The sequence below is a fragment of the Butyricicoccus sp. AF35-5AC genome (assembly GCF_003477715.1).
GTDB classification, from domain to species: Bacteria; Bacillota; Clostridia; order Oscillospirales; family Butyricicoccaceae; genus Agathobaculum; species Agathobaculum butyriciproducens.
In genome coordinates this window covers 22,931-44,297 of sequence record NZ_QUDX01000009.1, presented here as the reverse complement: position 1 = coordinate 44,297, position 21,367 = coordinate 22,931, and the positions used below count along the sequence as shown (strand labels likewise).

22 protein-coding genes and 3 tRNA genes are annotated in these 21,367 nt (G+C 56.8%); 5 read left to right on the top strand and 20 right to left on the bottom strand.

What is annotated here, in order from left to right; genetic code table 11:
- Nucleotides 1-37: 37 nt before the first annotated feature.
- The 13 genes from DWZ82_RS11350 to DWZ82_RS11290 all read right to left on the bottom strand — a co-directional run bounded on the left by DWZ82_RS11350 (nt 38) and on the right by DWZ82_RS11290 (nt 11,064).
- Nucleotides 38-113 (bottom strand) — tRNA-Val (locus tag DWZ82_RS11350).
- A 3-nt stretch (nt 114-116) separates the two neighbouring features.
- A tRNA-Glu gene (locus tag DWZ82_RS11345) sits at nt 117-191 on the bottom strand.
- A 9-nt stretch (nt 192-200) separates the two neighbouring features.
- Nucleotides 201-277 (bottom strand) — tRNA-Met (locus DWZ82_RS11340).
- A 121-nt stretch (nt 278-398) separates the two neighbouring features.
- Nucleotides 399-1,175, bottom strand: a complete 777-nt coding sequence (locus tag DWZ82_RS11335) for a transglutaminase domain-containing protein (RefSeq protein WP_118480929.1) — start codon at nt 1,173-1,175, stop codon at nt 399-401.
- 92 nt (nt 1,176-1,267) lie between these two features.
- Nucleotides 1,268-2,050, bottom strand: a complete 783-nt coding sequence (locus DWZ82_RS11330) for a hypothetical protein (RefSeq protein ID WP_118480927.1) — start codon at nt 2,048-2,050, stop codon at nt 1,268-1,270.
- A gap of 25 nt (nt 2,051-2,075) precedes the next feature.
- A complete protein-coding gene (locus tag DWZ82_RS11325) occupies nt 2,076-2,801 on the bottom strand; it encodes a 16S rRNA (uracil(1498)-N(3))-methyltransferase (protein ID WP_118480995.1) in 726 nt (241 codons plus the stop codon).
- A 78-nt stretch (nt 2,802-2,879) separates the two neighbouring features.
- Nucleotides 2,880-3,842: a 50S ribosomal protein L11 methyltransferase gene (prmA, locus tag DWZ82_RS11320; protein WP_118480925.1), complete on the bottom strand. Its 963-nt coding sequence runs from the start codon at nt 3,840-3,842 to the stop codon at nt 2,880-2,882.
- Nucleotides 3,843-4,146: 304 nt separating this feature from the next.
- On the bottom strand, nt 4,147-5,178 hold the full coding sequence (locus DWZ82_RS11315; protein WP_118480923.1) for a hypothetical protein: 1,032 nt from the start codon (nt 5,176-5,178) through the stop codon (nt 4,147-4,149).
- A gap of 54 nt (nt 5,179-5,232) precedes the next feature.
- On the bottom strand, nt 5,233-6,717 hold the full coding sequence (locus tag DWZ82_RS11310; protein WP_158575209.1) for a S41 family peptidase: 1,485 nt from the start codon (nt 6,715-6,717) through the stop codon (nt 5,233-5,235).
- Nucleotides 6,718-7,009: 292 nt separating this feature from the next.
- A complete protein-coding gene (gene argS, locus DWZ82_RS11305) occupies nt 7,010-8,707 on the bottom strand; it encodes an arginine--tRNA ligase (RefSeq protein WP_118361060.1) in 1,698 nt (565 codons plus the stop codon).
- A 39-nt stretch (nt 8,708-8,746) separates the two neighbouring features.
- Entirely contained in the window at nt 8,747-9,190 is a 444-nt protein-coding gene (locus tag DWZ82_RS11300) for a DUF1934 domain-containing protein (RefSeq protein WP_118361062.1), read from the bottom strand.
- A 13-nt stretch (nt 9,191-9,203) separates the two neighbouring features.
- On the bottom strand, nt 9,204-10,001 hold the full coding sequence (gene murI, locus DWZ82_RS11295; protein ID WP_118480917.1) for a glutamate racemase: 798 nt from the start codon (nt 9,999-10,001) through the stop codon (nt 9,204-9,206).
- Entirely contained in the window at nt 9,994-11,064 is a 1,071-nt protein-coding gene (locus DWZ82_RS11290; RefSeq protein ID WP_118480915.1) for a D-alanine--D-alanine ligase family protein, read from the bottom strand. The genes murI and DWZ82_RS11290 overlap by 8 nt, the downstream gene beginning before the upstream one ends.
- A 217-nt stretch (nt 11,065-11,281) precedes the next feature.
- On the opposite strand from DWZ82_RS11290, the gene DWZ82_RS11285 reads away from it, so the two are divergent.
- The 5 genes from DWZ82_RS11285 to DWZ82_RS11265 are packed head-to-tail and all read left to right on the top strand — an operon-like array spanning nt 11,282 to nt 13,900.
- Complete coding sequence (locus DWZ82_RS11285; RefSeq protein WP_110435989.1) at nt 11,282-11,599, top strand: PadR family transcriptional regulator; 318 nt, start codon at nt 11,282-11,284, stop codon at nt 11,597-11,599.
- Complete coding sequence (locus tag DWZ82_RS11280) at nt 11,596-12,255, top strand: DUF1700 domain-containing protein (protein ID WP_118480913.1); 660 nt, start codon at nt 11,596-11,598, stop codon at nt 12,253-12,255. The genes DWZ82_RS11285 and DWZ82_RS11280 overlap by 4 nt, the downstream gene beginning before the upstream one ends.
- Nucleotides 12,252-13,142 carry a DUF4097 family beta strand repeat-containing protein gene (locus DWZ82_RS11275; RefSeq protein WP_118480911.1) on the top strand — a complete coding sequence of 297 codons (891 nt, stop codon included), beginning with the start codon at nt 12,252-12,254 and terminating at the stop codon, nt 13,140-13,142. Before DWZ82_RS11280 ends, DWZ82_RS11275 begins: the two co-directional genes overlap by 4 nt.
- Before the next feature lie 58 nt (nt 13,143-13,200).
- Nucleotides 13,201-13,410, top strand: a complete 210-nt coding sequence (locus tag DWZ82_RS11270) for a PspC domain-containing protein (protein WP_110435986.1) — start codon at nt 13,201-13,203, stop codon at nt 13,408-13,410.
- Nucleotides 13,411-13,450: 40 nt separating this feature from the next.
- Nucleotides 13,451-13,900: a hypothetical protein gene (locus DWZ82_RS11265; protein WP_118480909.1), complete on the top strand. Its 450-nt coding sequence runs from the start codon at nt 13,451-13,453 to the stop codon at nt 13,898-13,900.
- A 92-nt stretch (nt 13,901-13,992) separates the two neighbouring features.
- Here the strand turns inward: DWZ82_RS11265 and trmD are convergent, their stop codons facing one another.
- From trmD to DWZ82_RS11230, 7 genes are all read right to left on the bottom strand, one after another.
- The gene (gene trmD, locus DWZ82_RS11260; RefSeq protein ID WP_118480907.1) at nt 13,993-14,727 is read right to left on the bottom strand and encodes a tRNA (guanosine(37)-N1)-methyltransferase TrmD; all 735 of its coding nucleotides are present in this window, start codon (nt 14,725-14,727) and stop codon (nt 13,993-13,995) included.
- On the bottom strand, nt 14,724-15,230 hold the full coding sequence (gene rimM / locus DWZ82_RS11255; protein ID WP_116705292.1) for a ribosome maturation factor RimM: 507 nt from the start codon (nt 15,228-15,230) through the stop codon (nt 14,724-14,726). The genes trmD and rimM overlap by 4 nt, the downstream gene beginning before the upstream one ends.
- A gap of 663 nt (nt 15,231-15,893) precedes the next feature.
- Nucleotides 15,894-16,124: a KH domain-containing protein gene (locus DWZ82_RS11250; protein WP_110435982.1), complete on the bottom strand. Its 231-nt coding sequence runs from the start codon at nt 16,122-16,124 to the stop codon at nt 15,894-15,896.
- A 14-nt stretch (nt 16,125-16,138) separates the two neighbouring features.
- Entirely contained in the window at nt 16,139-16,381 is a 243-nt protein-coding gene (gene rpsP, locus DWZ82_RS11245; protein ID WP_110435981.1) for a 30S ribosomal protein S16, read from the bottom strand.
- A gap of 64 nt (nt 16,382-16,445) precedes the next feature.
- Nucleotides 16,446-17,804 (bottom strand): signal recognition particle protein, encoded by a 1,359-nt coding sequence (ffh, locus tag DWZ82_RS11240; protein ID WP_118480905.1) that lies wholly within the window; start codon nt 17,802-17,804, stop codon nt 16,446-16,448.
- Nucleotide 17,805: 1 nt separating this feature from the next.
- The gene (gene ylxM / locus DWZ82_RS11235) at nt 17,806-18,177 is read right to left on the bottom strand and encodes a YlxM family DNA-binding protein (RefSeq protein ID WP_110435979.1); all 372 of its coding nucleotides are present in this window, start codon (nt 18,175-18,177) and stop codon (nt 17,806-17,808) included.
- Between the two features lie 181 nt (nt 18,178-18,358).
- Nucleotides 18,359-21,352, bottom strand: a complete 2,994-nt coding sequence (locus tag DWZ82_RS11230) for an EAL domain-containing protein (protein ID WP_118480903.1) — start codon at nt 21,350-21,352, stop codon at nt 18,359-18,361.
- Between the last annotated feature and the right edge of the window lie 15 nt (nt 21,353-21,367).

Below are 21,367 nucleotides of genomic sequence, written 5' to 3'. Positions count from 1 at the left end.
AAAAAGAAAAACCACTCACTTTCGTGAGTGGTTTTCGTGGTGGAAGTTAACGGGCTCGAACCGCTGACCCTCTGCTTGTAAGGCAGATGCTCTCCCAGCTGAGCTAAACTTCCAAGTGGTGACCCGTGGGGGAATCGAACCCCCGTTACCGCCGTGAAAGGGCGGTGTCTTGACCGCTTGACCAACGGGCCAAGGGAAAATGGTAGCGGTAATTGGACTTGAACCAATGACCTTCCGGGTATGAACCGGACGCTCTAGCCAACTAAGCTATACCGCCATATCCTTTTCCGTTGTTATCGCCCGCTCGCTGACGACTTGTTTAGTATAGTCCATAATCGAGTAAATGTCAACACCTTTTTTCAAAATTTTTTGAAAAAGTTTTGGAACCGATTTTTCCGCTATTTCCCGCCCTGTTCCAGACTGTCCAGAAGCTGCTCGTAGAACGCCTCATTCCAGGTATGCGTCTGCGCCAGTTCTTCTCCGGTGAGCATAAAATACTGTTCGGATACATATTCGCCTCTGTCCGGAATCGGGTCGTCAAACGTGCAGTCGATGTAATATGTTGTGCCGCCCAGCCGCACAGCATTCCAGCCGTGGTTCATTTCCTCGGATGCGACATAGATGACCTGAATGCCTGCCGCCTTGCACAGCATCTCATACGCGCGGCCGTAACCGGCGCACACGGCCTTATGATCGAGCAGCGCGCCGTCTGCCGCGAAAGCGGGTGCCGCGCCGTCCGGAGCGTCCTCCTCTGCCGTATCCACATCGTACTCGCACTGGCGGATGAGGGTATCGTGCAGCGCACGCAGTTTCTCCTCGGCCGTCATGGTCTGTGAGATCGAACCAGCTGTCAGCACCTTGGCATACTCCCACGCCTGCTCCTGCCGCGCCTGCCGAGAAACCTCAGTGTTCAGCTCAATGGTCTTGTTCGGCCGTGTTACCGCATGCAGCGCGAATGCGTATGGATACTGCGCCTCCAGTGCCCTGTACACCTCGTCCGCGTCCACGTTGTCCTCGCGGAAGGCAACGCCGTTTCCGCCGTTCTCCGCGTCCTGCCGGAGCAGATCTGCCGCCTGATAGACATTATCCACCGGCTTCGCCTGCAGATACGGCAGCCAGAATGCACCGCCGCCAAGCAGAGTCATGGTCAGCAGAAAGCCGAAAAATCGTCTCATACGTCCCCTCCTTCGGGTATGACAAAGCGGGCGGCTGCGCCGCCCGCTGTCTAACCGTCAAAACGCGCCGCGCTTCGACAAAAATGCAATTATCACATCAGCTTCACGGTGTAATATACCGCAGTGATGAACAGATATGCCGCTGCCGCACCCAGTGCGATCATGACATGACTTGCCGCAAGTACAACGACCGCCGTCAGCGCTACCATCACGATCGGCGTAATGGTGAGCATCAGGTACGCGTTCTTGCTGAACCGGGTGTCGATCTTGCTGCCGCGGAAGGTGAACTTGCCCTTCTTGCGGCGCAGAGAAGCCGTAACAGCGATCTGGATCAGCGCCAGCACCGCGGTACCTGCTACCGCCACGGTGGACATCCACGTATGGTTAGCCGAAACCAGTGCACGGTGAATCACCAGCATCGCCGCAACACCCACACCGGTATCTACTGCAATCAGGAAAAATTCCGGCGCATAAGAATGATACACCAGATAATACACTGCCAGAACCGGCAGGACAACATACATCGCCTTGATCGGCATGGTGCCGTAGTAGTTGATCGCGGTCAGGAATACGATGGCAACAATGCTTGCAATCAGCATATTTCGTCCGCACACGATGCGGCGCACGCTGCTGCGCTTGCCTGCATGCTCCTGTCCCAGCATGATAATGCCGGCTGCTGCGCCGACAATGCCCACGCCGAGCAGCACCCGCGTTACCAGCACGCCGGTCTTCCAGGTGTTGCTGTAGCCCAGCAGACGCTCGAGGATCATCAGCACCAGTACGCCGAGCAGGCACACGCTGAATACCGCGAGCACCTTGTTGGTGGTATACTCTTCCTGAGAAATTGGCTTTTTACCCACATTGTTTTTTGCCAATGTTTAACACTCCCTTTATTTCTTCTCACATGTTGCCGCCGGCATAGAGCACGGCCGCAAGCGCCGCAATCGGCGCAGTCTCACACCGCAGGATGCGTGTGCCGAGCGAAACGCTCTGCAGTCCCGCGTCCACGGCTGCCTTTGCCTCAGCCGGATCGAAGCCGCCTTCCGGCCCGACCATCAGCGAAACCGTGTCCTTGACACCGCCTGCAAGCGCGTCGCGCAGACCGGTCCGCTTCTCGTTTTCGTAGAAAAACAGTGCCGTTTCACTTTGCGCCGCCTGCACGATCGCTTGAGCGACCGGTACAACGGCTGCCACCTCCGGCAGACGTCCTCTGCCGCACTGCTTTGCTGCCTCGGCAGCGATTTTACGCCAGCGTTCCACCTTCTTTTCGGTCTTATCCGGTCGGGAAACGCAATTCTTGGACAGATACGGCACGATACGGCTGACGCCGAGTTCTACCGCCTTCTGCACGATAAATTCCATTTTGTCGCCCTTAGGCAGCGCCATAAACAGCGTGATAGCCTGCTTCGGCTCGGTATCCGCCGCGTGGCAGCTTACGACCCGGCAGGTCACGGCTTCCTTCTCCACGGCTTCCACCGTGCAGTCAAAATCCATTCCGGCACCGTCACACAGGGTAACACCTTCGCCGACACGCAGACGCAGAACACGTCCCGCATGATGCGCGTTTTCTCCGGTAAGGGTCAGCACGCCGTCCTGCGGCTGCTGATCGACAAAAAATCGAGGCATAATAATCAAATAACCTTTCCTATTTTAGCAAAAAAACAGCCGTTTGGCAAGTGAACATTCCGTGAATCCTGAAATAAATCACTTTTTCGCAGCAAAAGCGCTCCAGTCATCGCTCTTCTCGTGCGAAAGAATCGTAAATCCGCTCTTTTCCAGCGCCGCGCGCACCTCCTCGGCACGCTCGTTGAGGATGCCGGAGCAGATCAGCGTACCGCCCTTGACCAGCTTATCCGCAAACATGGGCGACATGCCGATGATGACATCAGCCACGATGTTCGCCACGATCACGTCGTAGCCGCCGCCGATGTCCTCGGCAAGCTTCGGGTCGCGCAGCGCGTCGCCGCACAGACCCCTGCCGATCTCAACATGGTTCTTTTCCGCATTTTCGTGTGCAGTTTTCAGGCAGTTCTCGTCGATATCGACGATAGTCTGCACATCCGCACCGAGCATAGCCGCCGCAATGGCCAGAATACCCGAGCCGGTGCCCATATCGAGCAGCTTGTCACCCGGCTTTACCGCATCCTCGAGCGCCATCATGCACAGCTGGGTCGTGTCGTGGCTACCGGTGCCGAAGGACGACGCCGGGTCGATCTCAAGAATACGGCGGCCCTGCGGGTCCTCAACCGTCTCCCACGAGGGCTTGATCATAAAGCCGCGTCCCACCGGGAACGGCTTGAAATACTGCTTCCAGCCCCACTCCCAGTCCTCCTGACGGGTCAGCGCGGTTTCGGTACACAGTCGGCCCCAGGCGTGCTCCTCATCGCGTGCCTTGAGGTTTTCCAGCGCGGCACGGATATCCGCGTACTGCTTTGCACCCTCGTCGCTGTCCGGCAGATAGATCTTCAGACAGGTTTCCTGCGCGCGCTTCTCGCGCACGAGATCCTCGTCTACATAGTCCCAGTATATTTCGGTGTCCTTGAGAAATTCTTCAAAATCCGCCGCATCCTCGAGCACATAGCCTTCTACGCCGTTGTCCTCGAGCAGTGCCTCGACCGGACCGATGCCCTCGGTCGTCGTGTAGATCGTAACTTCTCTCCAGTCCATAGGTTCCACCCTGCCTTTCCTATCCAGATAACCGCGCTCCGCGCGGTATTCAATAACAATTTGCTTGCATAATTGCAACTACAAGACCGGTTTTCGTCCAGAAAACCGAGTCTTTGGTCCCGCCCGCAGGCGACTGCCGCTCTGCGGCAGCATTCAATCCGCGGCGCATTGCGCCGCAACAAAACCCGCGACATGTGCGTGGGTTTTGTTTCCCCGCCCCAGTGCCCCTGGGGCACGTCATTCGGGTATCGAAAGGCGGTTTCTCCGGAACCGTCTTTCGTATATAGGGGACTTTTGAAGTCCCCTATAAGCGGATCATGCCGTATTTCGTCTCAAAGTACGAAATGACCGCGTCTTCCTGCTCCCATGTGCCGTCATACAGCGCAAGTCCCGGAAAAACCCGCAGACCCTGCTCGAGCAGGTCGGCAGATTCCGCACACAGGCACAGCGGACGCGAGATCATATAGCGGGATTCCTCCAGTGTGACAACATCCTCTTCGGTTTCGAGCAGCAGCTTGAACGCACCCGAATCATCCTCGGCTTCGATGAGATCCTCATCCAGATGCGGACCGCACTCGATCTCGTCCGAAATGTCGATGGTCGGAGCGATAAAATGCGCGTGCTTGCCATCCGGCGCACAGATAAAATCATCGTGATCGCGCGGCAGCGTTTTGCACGCCACCTGATTGCCGCGCAGCGCTGCGACAAATGCTTCCGTAATGTCGGGCATAATGACCTCGGTGTTGTACAGTGTGGTTTGAGACAGCCAGTCCGCGTGCATGCACACGCCGAGCGACAGCCGCGCATACGGCGCCGCGATTTCGAGCGCCTGCGTCAGCGATTCGGGATCGTGTGCGCTGATCAGCACAGTCGTAACGCCAATGCGCTGCAGCACACCGATAGCTGCCCGCACATCTGTGCCGTCCGGCAGATGGCCTTCGTCGTCCTCCACCTGCAGCTCCGCAATTACCGTTCGGCCGCACAGATCGCCCAGAGCCAGCACAGCGGCACGCAGTGCCGGAAACGTCGGCGCGCCATGCAGATAATAGAACGCCGCATCATCGTGCAGCAGAGGACGGAAGACCTCCTTGCACTGCTCAATGTAGTGCATGGTGATCGGGCGTTCGCAGTGCTCCGCATCGGGTTCGGGCGGACACGCGAGCGCCAGGCCGACCGGCAGCGGTGCCAGTTCTTCAGCCCATGCATCACACAATTCGGCATTCGGTGCAAGTGCGCCTGCAAACTGCTCAGGCGCAGTATGATACAGCGGAATTGCCGCCGGATCGTTCAGCAAAAGCTGCGGTTTATGCTCGGATTGACATAAAGGAATATCCAAGGTTGTGCTTCCTCCTAAGAAGATGAAAAATATTCATATTTCAGTTGATAAAGTTTACTTTTTCGTCCAGCTGCCGTCACTCTTAACGGTATACTGCTGCGGTTTTGCCGCCGCCAGCCTGCACATTTCAAGTGCACTCTGCAGCTGATCGTCCACCAGATAGGTCTGGCCGTTCAGCGCAGTAACCGCTTCGTCCAGTGCGCTCAGCATCTCCGGAGACGCATACAGCGCCGCAGGCAGATCGTAGGCCGCCCGGAAGGACGCTACCGCGTCCGCTACGTCGCCGTCATACCTGCCGGTTGCTTCGGTGAGCAGACCCAGCAGCGACAGGCGCTCGGTCATGGCGTAAACCGCGTCCGAGCTGTCGCCAAAACGCAGGGTTGTGCTCGTATCGAGCGGTTTCAGGTCCTTGGTATTGACTGTAACCTTGCGGTTTTCCAGCTGGATATCCGGCGTCAGGCCGACGCCTTCCCAACAGCCCTGCTTGGGCAGCTCGAGTTCCAGCGTGGTGATGACCAGCTTGTCGCCGTTTACCAGATCAATGTGGAACTGACCCTGTCCCTTGCCATAGGTCTTGCTGCCGATGAGCGTCGCCGAACCGGTATCCTGCAGGCTGCCTGCCAGCAGCTCCGCCGCGGAAGCCGTGCCGCCGTCCACCAGAACGACAATCTTGCCCAGCGGCAGCGCATTGCCGGTCGAATAGGTCTGCTCCAGACCGCCCATATCATCGCGGTAGCGCACGCCGGCAAGCTCTGCATCCTTGACCGGTGTCATAACATTGGCCATTTTGAGCGCCGCGTCGATCAGGCCGCCGCCGTTGCCGCGCAGGTCGAGAATGACCGCACGGGTGTTCTTGGACGGCAGGCTGTCCCAAATCTCCGAAAACGCCGACCAGTCGTTCTGCGAGCCGATGGCGCTGACCTTGATGTACTCCACACCGTCCGCCATCGTCTTGTTGGAAACGTACACGCGGTTGACCTGACGGCGCTCACAGGTAACGGTAATGTCCCGTCCGTAGCGGCGCACGGTCAGCTTGACCGACGTGCCTTCCTCACCGCGCAGCTTAGATGCTACATCGGCATTTTTCAGCCCGGTTGCGTCCTCACCGTTGATTTTCACGATAAGATCGCCAATCTGCAGACCGGCTTCCTCCGCCGCTGAATAGCGCATGACCTCAGCAATCTGTACGCCGTTTTCTGTCTCCTGCAGGCCGACACCGATGCCGACAAAGCCCTCAAGCGTCGAAAATCCCTGCGAATACTCCTCGCTCGACAGATACATGGAATGCGTATCGAGCAGCGAGAGAATATCGTTGAGCACGTCATACATTTCATCCGGATGCTTTTCCAGATATTTATTGATATAGTTCTGCAGAACGTACGGATCATGCTCTGCCTTGAGGCCGAAAGCATCAATGAGCGCCCAAACGCCGTCAAACCACGTTTCGCTCTGTCCGTCCTGCGTGATCGCACCGGCGGAGGCGGTCATCATTGCCGCTGTCATCGCCAGTGCCGCTAATCTTTTGGCTAATTTTTTCATGTGGTTCTCCTCCGCGCTCAGCGCGGCAAAAAAATCCGTTTTGCTTGCAAAACGTAACCGCATAGCAGGTTTTTTACCGAAAAACCGAGCCATTGGTCCCGTCCGCAGACGGCCGCCGTTACACGGCGGCTTTCAATCAGCGGCGCATGCGCCGCAACAAAACCCGCGACATGTGCGTGGGTTTTGTTACCCCGACCCAGCGCTCTTGGAGCGCGTCATTCGGGTATCGAAGTATGGTTTCTCCGGAACCATACTTCGTATATAGGGGACTTTTGAAGTCCCCTATACGTTGTCACATGGACTCCGGTGCATCTACGCCGATGAGCTTCAGCACGTTCTCAATGGTCTGCTTTGCTGCCAGGCACAGGGTCAGACGCGCATCACGGACAGCCGGCTCGGCATCCTTGATACGGCAGGCATTGTAGAAATGGTGGAACTGCTGCGCCAGTGCAACGGCGTATTTGTTGAGGCGCGACGGATCGCGGCTGACAGCGGACTGCACGATCTCCTCGGGCAGCAGAGCAACCTGCTTGATGAGCTGACGCTCATCTGCGCCGGTCAGCACGGACAGATCGGTCTTGCCGGTATCCGGCAGCGCGATGCCGCTCTCCTGTGCGTTTTTGAGCACGGAGCAGATACGCGCGTGCGCGTACTGCACATAGTACAGCGGGTTGTCGGAATCCTGCTTGATGGCAAGGTCAAGGTCGAACTCCATCTGGGTCTCAGCGGCGCGGCTGTTGAAGAAGAAACGCGCTGCATCGACCGGAATCTCGTCGAGCAGGTCGGTCAGGGTCAGGCTCTTGCCGGTACGCTTGGACATGCGGACAACCTCGCCGCCCTGCATCATGCGGACAAGCTGCATGAGCACGATCTCCAGACGGTGCGAGCCGTCCAGACCGAGTGCATCCAGAGCGCACTGCAGACGCTTTACATGGCCGTGATGGTCAGCGCCCCAGATGTTGATAACACGGTCAAAGCCGCGCTTCTCAAACTTGTTGCGATGGTAAGCGATATCGGCCGCAAAGTAGGTATAGAAGCCGTTTGCACGGCGCAGAACGTCGTCCTTGTCGCAGCCGAAGTCGGTTGAACGGAGCCACAGTGCGCCGTCCTCGGTCTCGTAGGTTGCGCCCTTGGCGGTCAGCATGTCGATGGTCTCCTTGACGTAGCCGCTCTCGTGCAGAGTGGACTCACGGAACCATACGTCGTAGTTGATCTTGTAACGCTTGAGGTCGCGCTCCATGCGGGCAATGTTGGTCGGCAGACCGTAACCCTCGATAACAGCGAAGCGCTCCTCCGGGGTCTTTTCGAGCAGGCTGTCGCCGTACTGCTCTACCAGATCATGCGCCAGCGCCTTAATGTCGTCGCCCTGATACCAGGAAGCGTCAAACTCGATGGCGTCCTCGCCCTTGATCTCCTGGATATAGCGGCCCTCAACAGAGTGCGCGAACTTGTCTACCTGATTGCCTGCATCGTTGATGTAGAACTCACGGGTAACGTCGTTGCCGGACCAGTCCAGAACCGAGGACAGACAGTCGCCCAAAACACCGCCGCGCGCGTTGCCCATGTGCATCGGGCCGGTCGGGTTGGCGGAAACGAACTCTACCATGACCTTTTCCGGCTTTTTGCTCTCGGTACGGCCGTAATTCTCGCCCATGGTGAATACACCGCGGACAGCCTGCTCGTACCAGCCCTGATTCAGCGTGAAGTTCATAAAGCCCGGGCCTGCAATGGTCACGGTGTCAAAGCAGCTGCCCTCAAGGTCGAGGTTTGCCACGATGCTCTCTGCGATCTTGCGCGGCGCCATGTGCAGCGGCTTTGCACACTGCATGGCAAAGGTGGATGCCCAGTCGCCGTTGGAAGAATCCTTCGGGGTCTCTACTGCAACCGGAGGAATGGTGCCCTCAGGCAGCTCGCCTGCGGCTACAGCCTTGCGGTACGCCGCTTCTACAACGCGGGTTGCTTCGGCGCGTGCGATTTCGTATGCGTTCATGTGTACACTCCTATATCTAAATCTCTTATTTTTACTTTATTAAACGACCTGAATGTTCGGTTTGGTCGATACCGTCATCTCAAAGTGGTGTTCGCCCATGAGAGAGTTGTCCACCTCGACCGTATAGTCGATGATAAGGTGTCCGCCGTTCTCGCCGATGGTGTTGTGCACCCGCGAGGTGTGGGTGGCGATAGCCATTTCGCTGCCGACCGGCGTCTGATACAGACCGACATGGCGCTCGTCCTCAGCGAACAGCATGTGCGAGGGAAACGTACCCGTGCGGATGAGGGCAACCGTTTTGCCGTCCAGCTTGACGGTGGTCTTGGTGCCTTCGAGTCCGGTCAGTTCACTTTCCTCGTATGCGATGTAATATTTTCCGCCGCGCTCGTACAGCGTGGCAGCGGTTTGCAGGTCGATGTTCTCCTCGTCACAGCCCGCAAACTGCTGCTGGGAGGAAATCGTCAGCCAAACGTCCTTCTTCATATCTCTATGCTCCTTAATAGCGGGAAATATCCACAAGCTCCGCACCGACATCGACCTTTTCCTGCAGGAACAGCTCGGCGAGCTGGTCAAAGCCCTGCGGATCGTCCGAAACGAAATACTGCGTGGTGCCCGTACCCTCGTTCGGGTCAAACTGCGTGGAAGCGAGGTTTGCCGCCTCGGCGCCCGAGTCAATGAGCGTCACATCCGGACCCATAAAGTCGCCGATGACCTCCTCAAGCAGCGGATAGTGCGTGCAGCCGAGAATCAGCGTATCCACACCCGCCTTTTTCAGCGGCGTGAGATATTCCTTCACGATCGTTTCGATGACCACATCGCCGCGGTGCACGCGGCCGTTCTCGACCAGCGGCACGAACAGCGGACACGCCTGCGTGAACAGGTCGAGCGTGCCGTCCTTTTTGTGCAGATACTTCTCATATGCACCCGAACGGATGGTTGCCGCCGTGCCGATCACGCCGACTCTGCCGGTCTGCGTCATGGTCATGGCGCGGCGGCAGGCAGGCTCTACCGTGCCGATGATTGGAATGTCGTTCTCCTCGGAAAGCAGGTCGAGCGCGATAGCGGACACGGTGTTGCAGGCAATGATGATGGATTTCAGGTCAAACTGGCGCAGAAACGCCACATCCTGCCTCGCATACTTGGTAATGATATCGCGGCCGCGCGTACCGTACGGCACACGGCCGGTATCGCCGAAATAGATGATATTCTCCTGCGGCATCAGGGCGTGCAGACGGCGCACGGCGGTCAGACCGCCCAAGCCGGAGTCAAATACGCCGATGGCGCGCTTATCCATGATGCTCCTCCAGTGCCAGAGAGATCAGGCGGTCGAGCAGCTCGGCATAGCCGATGCCCTCGTAATCAAACAGCTTGGGGTACATGCTGATCGAGGTAAAGCCCGGAATCGCATTCAGCTCGTTGAAAACGACCTCACCGCTGTCGTGGGTGACAAAGAAGTCTACGCGCGACAGGCCGCGGCAGCCGAGTGCAGTGTAAACGCGGACAGCGTCCTGACGGACGGCCGCAATCTGCTCCTCGGTGATGTGTGCCGGAATGTACAGACGCGAGCTTTCGTCCTTGTACTTGGCATCAAAGGTGTAGAACTCCTGCGTCGGAGCGATCTCGCCGACCGTGGAGGCCTGCGGCTCGAGGTTGCCGAGCACAGCGCACTCGACCTCGTGACCGTCGATGAACTCCTCGACGAGCACCTTGGTATCCAGCTTAAAGGCTTCGGTCAGGCCCTCGGCCAGCTCGAGCAGATTGTTCGCCTTGGCAACGCCCACGGACGAGCCCTGCGAGCACGGCTTGACGAATACCGGGAACGCACCCAGCGTTTCCGCAGCCGCGGCGATTACTGCCTCGGCATTGCGCTCAAAGTCATATCTCAGCGCCAGATAGTAGCGTGCCTGACGGACGCCGGTGCCCTCAACGACCTTTTTGGTCAGCGCCTTGTCCATCGTATTCGCGCTTGCAGCTACGCCGCAGCCGACGTACGGAATGCCGGCCAGCTCGAGCAGACCCTGCATCGTGCCGTCCTCGCCGCCGACGCCGTGCAGCACCGGGAATACACAGTCCAGACGGACAATCTCGATCTCTCCCTCACGGAGCAGCACCATGCCGTGCATGCCGCGGTCGGGTGCGAGAACGACCTTTACCTTGCCGGTCATGCGCTCCCACGCACCGCTCTCTACACGGTCCGGATCACAGTCCGGGCAGTAGAACCACTCGCCGCTGCGGGTGATGCCGACCGGATAGATTTCATATTTATCTTTATTCAGGTTTCGCAAAATAGAAGCGGCAGACAGGCACGAGATGTCGTGCTCACTCGAAATACCGCCGAATAATACAGCCAGTTTCATTTATCAGATTCGCCCTTTCGTTCGTTTCCTCTGCCCATACTTATACAGATACCATTATACGCTATCTTTCCGGCGAATACAATGCGAAAACAGTGTTTTTCCTGCACTGATCCCACAAAATTTACAATTCCTTCATAGTTATTTTTGATATACCTGTTGACGGACTATATTATATTCCATATAATATTATTAGAAACACAGGAGAGGAGGATTCCATATGTCCTATCCCATCTCGTCCTCCCTGCTGGACGGCATCGTGCTTGCCGTAGTCGAGCGAGAAAGCACCTACGGCTACCGTATCACGCAGGACGTGCAAAAGGTACTGGATATTTCCGAATCTACGCTGTATCCGGTACTTCGGCGGCTGATGAAGGACGGCTGCCTGACCACCTACGATCAGGCCTATGCGGGCCGCAACCGCCGCTACTACCAGATCACCGAGCACGGCAGAGCCGCTCTGCGGCAGCACCGCATCGACTGGCAGAACTACCGCAGCGGGATCGACACGATCTTTTTTGGAGGGGTGAACGAATGAACAGAGCAGATTACATGGCAGCGCTGCGGCGTGCGCTTTCGGTTTTGCCGGAGGAGGAACGCGCGAACGCTCTGCGCTATTACGAAGAATATTTTGATGACGCAGGCCCGGAAAACGAGGCGAAGGCCATCGAGGAACTCGGCGAGCCGGCAAAAGTTGCGGCGCAGATTCTTGCGGACTACCGCGAACTGACCGCTGTACCGCATGCACAGCCGATAAAAGAGAAGCGCCGCTGGCGCGGCATCAGTCCGCTGCTGCTGATTGTGCTGGTGCTGCTCGCCATCCCGATTGGATTGCCGCTCGTATTCGGCGCAGGTGCAACCGTGCTTGGCGTGCTTCTGGCGATCGTTGTGACCGTGCTCGCGGTGATTTTCGCTGTACTGCTCATTCTGTACGGCATTCCGCTTGCGCTGATTTGCGGCGGAGCGGTCCTTGCCTTGCTGTCCTGCACACTGTGGGCGACACCGGCGAACGCGCTCGTTACGCTCGGCAACGGACTGGCTGCCTTTGCCGCCGGTATCCTGCTCGGACTGCTGTCCATCAAGCTGAGCATTCTGTTTGTGCCGCCGGTGTTCCGCGCCTTTGTCGCCGTGCTGCGTGCGCCGTTTAACTGGATTCGCAACAGATGCCGCCGTACAGGAGGTGGAAATGTATGAAAAAGCTCATTATTGCCTGCACTGCCGTGCTGGTGCTCGGTCTGGGACTGACAACGGTCGGTCATGTACTCGGCGGACAGTTTTACAGCGTGTACTACGATGGTGCGCTGCACCCGTTCAGCGATGCCGCACGCGATTTTTCCGATACGGTTGAGAATATCCGCGATCATTATGTTTCTCCGGATGATGAAATCGACAGCGATTACGACACCGGTTGGGTGCAGGATTACCTTGAGACCCGTCAGAACGCTATTAAGCACGGCGATATGCCTATCCAGTCGGTCGATCATATCTCCCGCATCGACCTGACGCTTAAAGGCGGCAATTTTACTATCGAGAATGGTTCGGACTTTGCCGTCAGCGCAAGCGCTAATTTCGGAGACACGCAGGTAAACGGTATACGATGGACCGCTTCACTCTGGGCGAACGATGAACCGGTCACGATCACCCTGCCTGACAACGCAAGTTATCTGCAGGTTCACATTTCCTGCGACCATCAGGCAAATGTGACCATCAGCGACCGTCTGCGCGCGGAAACCATCGAACTGTCCGCCGGAAACGGTACGCTCATCGCCGGTGAGCTGGATGCAAACAACATCACCCTTGCAGCAACTGACGGCCGCCTGTCTGCACTTCTGCCCGAACCGGCAGACCAGTACCATGTGCAAGCCGGCACCAACTGGGGTACAGTCACGATGAACGGCACGCCGCTGGTTCAAATCAACGAGGACGGCAGCGGCACTGCACAGTATGACAACAGCTATAATACCGAAACGGGTTCCTATCGTTTGGACTTCCCCCGCAGCGTAACTGCCACGGTGTCCGGCTCCGGCCAGATCAGCCTGCTTTCCCAAGTCACACTCGCTAACGCCGATGCCCCTGTCTGAACTGTAACTTGACGAAATCCACAAAACAACGTATGATAAAAGAAAAGGAGACTTTACGATGAATGGCAAGAAATTGTATCGCAGTGAATCCAACCGCATGCTGTGCGGTGTCTGTGCCGGCATCGCGGAATATTTTGATCTCGACCCGACTTTGATCCGTCTGGCATGGGCGCTTGTATGCTTCCTCGGCGGTTCGGGTATCCTGGCGTATATTATCGCCGCGATCATCATTCCGTCCGAGAGCACGCGCAATAACAATATGATGTGACCCATCGCCGTTTCTCCGGAAAAGAGAGGAAGTGCTCACTATGAGCGAAAACCAGCAGCCGCTGGACGAAGAACAGGCGGTTTCCGATGTGCAGGAGCAGGAAACCCTGCCTGCCGCAGCCGAAGATACCCTGCCCGCTGCGCAGGACGAAAATGCACCCGCCATCCTCGATGCGGAACCAGAAGAGGAAGAAGAAGATATTGATCCTGCCGATGTGAAGATCTTCGGCATGAAGCGCCATGTGTTCCAGCTGACCTGTCTGGGCGCCGCTGTCGGCTATATCCTGTGCGGACTGGTCGGTATTCTCAGTGAGAAGATGCAGGGTACCGGTCTGGGCGATATTCTGGCGAAATCCCCGAGCACAACCGTCTGGGCGGTCGTTGTGGCCGCTGTCGGCTATTTTATCGGCTCGCGTCTGGAGAAAAAGCGCGAAGCTGCTCTTGCGGACGAACAGGCCGCACTCGAGCAGTCCAATGATACAAACGCATAATTTTCCTTTTGGAGCTGTCCGGAAAGAGAGTCTGTGTAAGCAGGCTCTCTTTTCGCGTTTGCACAACAAAAAAGAACCCCGAAGGGTTCTTTTTACCGCTCATCGCTGTGAATTTTATCGAGAATCTTTTTATCCCGCTTATTCTGCGGCTCAAACCGTGCAAACAGGTCGGGCCGATCCTTTTTCGTGCGGCGCAGGCTCATTTCGCGTCTCCATGCTTCAATATTGGCATGGTGCCCGGAGAGCAGCACCTCCGGCACTTCTCTGCCGCGCCAGTTTTCCGGGCGGGTGTACTGCGGATGCTCGAGCAGACCGTCCCAGTGGCTTTCCGCCGTGAACGCTTCCTCGTCCGGCAGAACGCCCGGCACCATGCGGCATACCGCGTCCGCGACAGCCATCGCAGGAATCTCCCCGCCGGTCAGCACAAAGTCGCCGATGGAGATCTCCTCGTCCACGCACTCGTCAATAAAGCGCTGGTCAATGCCCTCATAATGGCCGCAGACCAGAATAAAGTGCTCCTTTGCGAGCAGCTCACGCGCTTTCTGCTGGTTAAACGGCTGTCCCTGTGCAGAGAGGAACACCGTGTGCACATGCTCACCGGCACTCAGCGCCTGATGGCACAGATACAGCGGCTCAGCCAGCATGACCTGTCCGCGTCCGCCGCCATAGGGCGCGTCATCCGCCTTGTGGTGCTTGTCAAGCGCATAATCGCGGATGTTGGTTGCCTTGACCTCGACAACACCCTTGTCCTGTGCGCGTCCGATGATGCTTTCGCGCATAACCGCGTTGATCATCTCCGGAAACAGCGTCATAATGTCGATTTTCATTCGATCAGGCCCTCGATGCTCTCAACGTAGATCACGCCGGCTTCCATATCGATCTCCTTGAGGAACGGCTTGATGGCCGGAATGTAGATCAGGCGGCCGTCCTCACCGGCGATTTCGTACATATCATGCGCCGGATTACTGGTCAGCACATCGCGGATGCGGCCGATTACGCGGTCAACGCGCAGATCGAACACCTTGAAGCCCAGAATATCCTGAATGAACACGAGATCCTCGGGCAGCTCTACGTCCTCGCGGTCGAGGTGGAGCACCTTGTTGCGCATCGCCTCGGCGGCTTCGACCGTATCAATTCCCTTGATGTGCATGAGCACAACATTCTTGTGAACCTGCGCCTTTTCGACGGTCACAGGCGTTTTTTCGTCCAGATAGAGCGTGTCAAAGTCACACAGCACCTCAGGGCTGTCGCACCAGCTCTGCACCTTCAGGTCGCCGCGCACGCCGTGCGTGCCGACGATCTTGCCGGCCTCTAAAAATTTCTTCGGCATATTCGTTCTTTCCTCCTGCCTGTGAGCGTTTTTATTTCTGCGATGTTTGATTGATGGTGATTCGTTTATCTGTCGGGGATTTCACCGTCTGCGGACGGGTCGCGCAATTCTTTAGCCCGTTACTACGCACGGCACCTGCGAATTTAGGCATTCACCACCACTGAACTGCGTAGGTGCCTTCCAACACAACACGTTAAGAGTTTGTGCGGCACTGTTATGCCGCACCCAGCGCTAATGAACCCGCCTGTGTAGCAGTCCGGTATCTGGCACTGCAAAACGGTTGAGAAAGACACGGAAGGAAAAATCCTCTGCCGTTCCCCGATAGTCTCAGTTCTCTGATTGTCGCCGTGCTCTCTAAGGGAAAAGGGGAGAAAATCAGAGGGTGGAAAACCGCAGGTTGTCTACCCTCTTGTGCGCCCGCGGCGCGCAGCCGCAGCGTCCTCGCCGCCCGCAGGCGGCGCCACTCCTCGCTGAGGTTCAGCGAAAAACACCCCGCCCGTTAGGGACGAACACGCTTACGCAGTTCGTACACCCCGCTGGATCGGTGCAGATAAAACAAAAAATCGCCGCGCTGCGGCGATTTTCGGAAAAAGCCAGCGCCTGACGGCACCGGCTCTTCATTCAAGTTGAAGTGATTAACACTTCGGCGCGATCCGCGCAGGCTCAGTCGAGAATATCAACTGTGACGCGCTTGTTCTCGCGATTGCCTGCCGCTTTCATGAGTGTGCGGATTTCCTTTGCGATGCGGCCGTGGCGACCGATAACGCGACCCATATCTCCCGGTGCTACACGCAGCGAGTAGGTGATGTTATCGCCGTCGATCTCCTCAGTAATGGCAATCGCAGCCGGATCGGAAACCAGATTTTCGACTATATAAGTCAGTAACTCTTTCATTTCGACGACCTCACTCAATTCAGCACACCGGCCTTCTTCAGGATACCGCGAACGGTATCGGTCGGCTGAGCGCCGTTCTTGATCCACTCCTGAGCGCGGTCAGCGTTTACGTTGACAACAGCCGGCTCTGCCAGCGGATTGTAAGTGCCGATCTCCTCGATGAAACGACCGTCACGCGGGTAACGGGAATCAGCGACAACGATGCGGTAGAACGGAGTCTTCTTAGCGCCCATGCGACGCAGTCTGATCTTTACCATTGAAATTTCACCTCCTGTTATAGAAATTTATCTATTGTAAATTTACTTTACAAACGAATAGCGATTAAAACGGCAGCTTGAAGCTGCCCAGTCCCGGGAAGCCGCGGCGCTTTTTGCCCTTGCTGCGTGCCATGCTGGTAAGCTGCTTGGTCATCTTCTGCATGGCCTCAAACTGCTTGAGCAGCTTGTTGACCTGCTCGACCGACAATCCGCAGCCGTTTGCAATGCGCTTCTTGCGGGAGTAGTTGATGATGGAGGGATTATCTCTCTCCTTCGGGGTCATAGACTGGATGATGGCTTCGGTATGCGCCATCTGCTTTTCGTCGATCTTTGCACCGGCGAGGGCTTTTGCGTCCACACCCGGCAGCATGCCGAGCATTTCCTCCATCGAGCCCATGTTTTTCATTTTCTGCAGCTGATCGTAAAAATCGGTCAGCGTCAGCTTGCCGGCCATCATCTTCTTGGCGGTTTCGGCTGCCTGCTTCTGATCGAAGGACTCCTGCGCCTTTTCGATCAGCGTCAGCACATCGCCCATGCCGAGGATGCGGCTTGCCATACGGTCCGGGTGGAACGGCTCGATATCGCCGAGCTTCTCGCCCGTACCGATGAACTTGATCGGCTTGCCGGTAACAGCCTTGACCGAAAGCGCTGCACCGCCGCGTGCGTCGCCGTCCATCTTGGACATAAGCACGCCGTCGATACCGAGGGCCTCGTCAAAGGTCTGTGCGACCGTTACAGCGTCCTGACCGGTCATTGCGTCCACCACGAGGATGATCTCGGTGGGCTTGACCGTTGCTTTGATGTTCTTCAGCTCATCCATCAGCTTTTCGTCGATGTGCAGGCGGCCTGCGGTATCGAGGAAAACCAGATCATAGCCGTTCTTGCGGGCAAAGTCGATGCCGTGCTTTGCGATCTCGACCGGATCGCCCTGACCTTCGTCAAAAACGGGGATGTTAAGCTGCTTGCCAACTACCTTTAACTGTTCGATAGCTGCCGGACGGTAAACGTCACAGGCTACGAGCAGCGGTCGGCGCTGCTGCTGCTTGCGGAGCAGAGCGGCCAGCTTTGCGCAGTTGGTGGTTTTGCCGGCGCCCTGCAGACCGGCCATCATCACGATGGTGGGCGGGTTCGGCGATATAGTCAAACGAGTGGTCTGGCCGCCTAAGAGCGAAACCAGCTCCTCATTTACGATCTTGATGACCTGTTGGGTCGGAGACAGGCTTTCGAGGATCTCCGCGTCCGTTGCCTTTTCGGTAACGGTCTTGATGAAGTCCTTTGCGACCTTGAAGTTGACGTCCGCCTCGAGCAGTGCCATGCGGATTTCCTTCATTGCGTCCTTGATATCGGACTCGGTCAGCCTTCCCTTGCTGCGCAGGTGCTTAAAAGCAGATGAAATTTTTTCGGTAAGCCCTTCAAATGCCATGTTAAGCCTCCTGCCTGAGCTGTTCGAGCAGTGCCGTCATGCGGGAAACGATTTCGTCCGCCTCGGCACTGTGCAGTTGTGCGGCGTTCAATTCATGCAGCTGCTCAACCTCGTGCTGAAGTTCCTCTGCGCACCGCTCGGTGTCGCCGTATCGGGCCACCAGACCGAGCTTGTCCTCCATCTCATGAAGGGCGTGCTCCGCTCGCTTGATGCTGTCGCGCACACCCTGACGGGTGATGCCGGCGTGCTCGGCGATCTCGGAAAGCGAAAGATCTTCATTGTAATACAGATCAAACAACTCGCGCTGCTTCTCGGTGAGGGTTTCGCCGTAGAAGTCAAACAGCAGGCTCATTTCAAGCGGTGTTGCCTTCATGGTGATCCTCCCTCTGAAGTGTAAAGTGTTTTGCCTTTACATCGAACGTGTTTATTCTATCCTATATCGGCTCTTTTGTCAAGAGGAAACTTTTCATATTGTAAAGATTTTTTCGTTCCGGTTGAACCATCGAGAATTGCGGATGGAAACTGCAGCTTCTCCCGCTTTGCAAGCGACCCGCTCACCGATTCATCCACCGAATCACGCGCAGCGCCTGCGGCGCGATCTCGCTCGGAGACGCCGCCGGCTTCGCCAGAAAATATCCCTGCAGCAGATCAACGCCCAACTCAATAACCTTGCGCAGCTCGGCTTCGGTCTCAATGCCCTCGGCAACGATCTTCATGCCGCGTCCGTGTGCGTATTCCACAATATCCTTGACCAGCTGCTGCTTATCCGCATCGGTGTCGATATCGCAGATGATGTTGATATCCACCTTGATATAGTCCGGCGACAGCTCGAGCAGACTGTTGCTGTTGCTGTAACCGCTGCCCCAATCATCCAGCGCGAACACGCCCTGATCGCCCATTGCTCTGCGCTTGCGCTCCAGCGCCTCGCGGTCGATCTCCTCTTCCTCGGTGATCTCGATAACCAGATTATTCAGCAGCTCGGCAAACTGCGCCTTAAATTCCGCAACATCCTCATCCGTCAGGCTGCTGCTGGCAATCGAGTTGAGAAACAGCTTGGTGTTCCTATGAAGCCGCCCCCTGTTCTGCATCATCACAAACGTGGATGCTGCCTTGAAGGCGGTCAGCCGCTCAACCTCGTACAGCTTGTCCATCTCGCGCGCCAGCTTCATCACGGTCAGCGGCGAACTCAGAAGCGGCATTTTCACACGCATCAGCGCCTCATACGCCTCTACCCTGCCGGTATGCGCTGAGAAGATCGGCTGAAAATGGTAGCCTGCACTGCTCTCACGCAGCATCTGCAGGAATTCCCTGCTCAGCTGTGCTGCGTAGACCTCCTGATTATAGGCACCGATATCAAATTCACCCATTTCGCCCTTGGACTCATGCTTCACCTGATACATGGCAAAATCCGCATACTTTTTGAGCGTAGCCAGATCCCTGCCGTTCTCCGGATACCACGCGATACCGCCGGAAATGCTGATGCGCATGGTGTCGCCGTTCGGCAGAAGTGCCGTGCGCTCCTTCATTGCATCGGAAAGCCTGTTCAGCACCTGACGGATTTCGTCTCGTTCATCGTAACCATAGAACAGCACAATGAATTCATCTCCCGACATACGGGCGCAAATGGTATTCTGGGGCAGCGTCTGTGCAAAGCACTGACCCGCCAGATTGATATATCGGTCGCCCCAGTCATGACCGAACGTGTCGTTGATATGCTTGAGGTTATCCATATCCATCATCAGCAGCGCAGCATGCCCCAGCTTTTCCGGCATACGGAACAGTTTTTTCGCCCGTGCATCAAAGGCCCGGCGGTTGTACAGACCGGTCAGCACATCGTAATCGCGCTCATGCTCGATGCGGCGGCGCTCAAGTGTTGTCGCAGTCACATCCTCGACCAGACCGACCTGCACCTCATCCTCGCCGGTGATGCGCAGCATGACAAACCGCTCACTGCCGTCCTTTTGCGGAATGGTGAGCACACAGCCGCCGTCCTGCAGACTGAAGCTCTCATTCTGCAGCACCAGATTCTCCATCAGCATCTCAAACTGCTCCCGTGTCACATCATTCGGGTCGATGTCCTGCATGCCGAGCATGGAGAAAAAGTTGTCGGTCACGAATACTTTATCGCTGTCCTCACGCATTTCATAGCCGCCGAGTTCAATACTTGCCATGTTCATAATACGCAGGAATTTCGTGGAGGTATCCAGAATATCCTGACTGAGTTGGGTGATTGCGGTGGAAAAGCCGTCTAACTCGCGGATGCCGGTGCGCGAGAGCTTTGGGATCTCCGTTCTCTTATCCTTTATAGCGGCTATCTCGTCGGACAGCTGCCGGATCGGATGCGCCAGTCCGCGGCTGACCAGATAACTGCATACCAGACCGACGGCCAGCGTCAGCACGACTGCCACCAACAGCAGACTCTGCATATCGTTGGATATTTTATACAGCGTGCTGTTGGGCACAATGCCGAGCAGCAGCCAGTGCTCATTCGAAAATGGTGCGTTGCGGTCGTACAGCGTCAGCGGTTCCGCACAGGCGAAGTATTTTGTCTTATTGACGACAATGGTGCCGGCAGCACCGTTGTTCCGCATGACAATGCTCTGCGCGCTTTTCAGCGAACGATCCTGCGTAGAAAACGTCACCGGCTGCAGCGGGATGCCGCCGGCCTGCTTTTCATCAGTCGTTACGGCGAGCAGGTATGCGCCGGTGCCGTCATTCTGCAGTTCGGTCAGCGGCAGCTGCTCCTCCAGATAGCTGCACAGCAGCTCCACGCCGACAACGCCGTACACCGTGCCGTCCGGTAGGATGAGCGGCTGCGCGTATGCGATTGCCTCCCGCTTGTCTCCCGGCAGAACATACGGCGAGGTCGTCCAGCGGCCGTACTGCGCCATCATCAGCTTGCCGCCGTCCTGATAGGCGGTCCTGAACGGCCGATACACAAAATCACCAAGCTCTTCATAGTCCAGCGCGGGCTGCCAGCAGGAGTCCGTCGAAATACGCATGGACTTCACGATTCCTGCCGGTGCAAACGACAGCATCAGATCCTCGTTGCGCTCGGAAGCCGCCGCATCCGGGTCCAGATCGCGCAGATAAATGCCCGGCAGACGCCCATTGGTCTTGCGGGCATCCAGATCGCATGTATTGAGCACAACGAATACACCCGTCACCGACGAGCTGCGCAGCTGCATCACCAAATCATCTGCAATCGCTTCAAGCAGCGGCTCGCTCGAAGCACTGCTCTGTCCCAGCGTATCCTTTGAGATTTGACCGGAGGCCAGTAGCGCTTCGGTTTTCTCGTTGATCCGCTTCGGCATATCACCGAGATTCTGCGCCTGCACGAGAAAATTCTCCAGATAACTGCTGCGGTTCTCAACCTGTTTGGCTAAAATATCCTCCGCATTCCGGTCCAGCTGCTGTGGCACGCGGCTTACCGCGATGGAGCCGACCAGCAGTGTGACCTCGACCGCCAGAATGACCAGTACCGATATAAATATAGTGGAAAAGACCGATCTTTCCCGTTTTTCTGTTGGCTTACTGCGAGCCTTCATACCGCACCGCCTGTT